The following is a 1,590-nucleotide window of genomic DNA, read 5'->3' on the forward strand; positions in this document are numbered from 1 at the left end:
GGGTGAAGTCGTAACAAGGTAGCCGTAGGGGAACCTGCGGCTGGATCACCTCCTTTCTAAGGATCGTGACGAAAGCGCCTGTGCTGGACACAGGAAGAGCTTCGTCATTTCCAAAGAACATCGCCGCCGTCCTCATGTCCCTTCATCACTAGAGATTAGCGCAACGGAAACGTTGTGCTGATATTGAGCAGGCCTTCGTTTGTTGGCATTGCTTGGGAACGGACCCGCAGGGTCCGCAAGGCCGAACGGCCGCCCGAGCTTATGCGAGGATAGCCAAGTCGACGGATGTCGACGCCGGCGCCTGAGGCCAATCAAACAACGGGCCGGTAGCTCAGGTGGTTAGAGCGCACGCCTGATAAGCGTGAGGTCGGAGGTTCAACTCCTCCCCGGCCCACCAGCATTTGGTGAGGGGCTTTAGCTCAGCTGGGAGAGCGGTTGCTTTGCAAGCATCAGGTCATCGGTTCGATCCCGATAAGCTCCACCATTGCTTGAGGTTTATGTCGTGAAGAACGGTGTGAACTTCGCATTTGCGTAGCGCTGTAGCGCGGAGCAGCTCAGAACTTTCTCTAGGGATGAAGAGTAGCGGTTTTGCTGGCTTGCCAGCAATTATGAGGACGCTCGTTGAGCGGTTCTCTCTTTGACATTGTGAATGGGTTTTTTAATCGATGCCGTGGCGACATGGTTCGGTTTTGCGGTTTTCGGACCAAGAGGCTGAGCGGTGTCGTACACAAATGATTATCTGGCTGAGTTAAATCACCACACCGAATACAAGCTGATGCAGTGCTATCTCCAGTGCTGTCATTGGTGGTGTGGACTCTCAAGCGTGAGGTAAGGGCATCTGGTGAATGCCTTGGCATGTACAGGCGATGAAGGACGTGGCACGCTGCGATAAGCGTGGGGGAGCTGTGAGCAAGCTTTGATCCCGCGATTTCCGAATGGGACAACCCACCTTCACCATTTAAGGCTGCACCCGAGCGATCGGGCACAGCGTTAAATGGGAGAGGTATCACTAAGCTGAATAAAATAGGCTTTGGTGAAGCGAACCCGGAGAACTGAAACATCTCAGTACCCGGAGGAAAAGACATCAACCGAGATTCCGTTAGTAGTGGCGAGCGAACGCGGACCAGGCCAGCGCCTGGTGTTTAGTTAACAGAAGCCTCTGGAAAGTGGCGCCATAGCGGGTGACAGCCCCGTATGTGAAAACGAAACATCAGGACTTGAGTAGGGCGGAGCACGTGAAACTCTGTCTGAACATGGGGGGACCACCCTCCAAGCCTAAATACTCGTACATGACCGATAGCGAACCAGTACCGTGAGGGAAAGGTGAAAAGCACCCCGATGAGGGGAGTGAAACAGTACCTGAAACCGGATGCCTACAAGCAGTGGGAGGGTCCTTGAGACCTGACCGCGTACCTCTTGCATAATGGGTCTGTGACTTAGTGTATCGAGCAAGCTTAAGCCGTTAGGTGTAGGCGCAGCGAAAGCGAGTCTGAACAGGGCGACCATGAGTTCGATGCATTAGACCCGAAACCCGGCGATCTAGGCATGACCAGGCTGAAGGTGCGGTAACACGCACTGGAGGGCCGAACC

At 54.4% G+C, this 1,590-nt stretch carries 2 tRNA genes and 2 rRNA genes; all 4 read left to right on the plus strand.

The annotated features are described in order from the left end of the window. Positions 1–56 (plus strand): 16S ribosomal RNA (locus K7W03_RS27390); the annotation flags it as partial. 264 nt (positions 57–320) lie between these two features. Next, a tRNA-Ile gene (locus K7W03_RS27395) sits at positions 321–397 on the plus strand. 11 nt (positions 398–408) lie between these two features. Beyond that, positions 409–484: transfer RNA gene (locus K7W03_RS27400), tRNA-Ala, on the plus strand. Positions 485–815: 331 nt separating this feature from the next. Next, positions 816–1,590, plus strand: a 23S ribosomal RNA gene (locus K7W03_RS27405); the annotation flags it as partial.

This window comes from Sphingobium sp. PNB, from assembly GCF_019873065.1.
Lineage (GTDB): Bacteria > Pseudomonadota > Alphaproteobacteria > Sphingomonadales > Sphingomonadaceae > Sphingobium > Sphingobium fuliginis.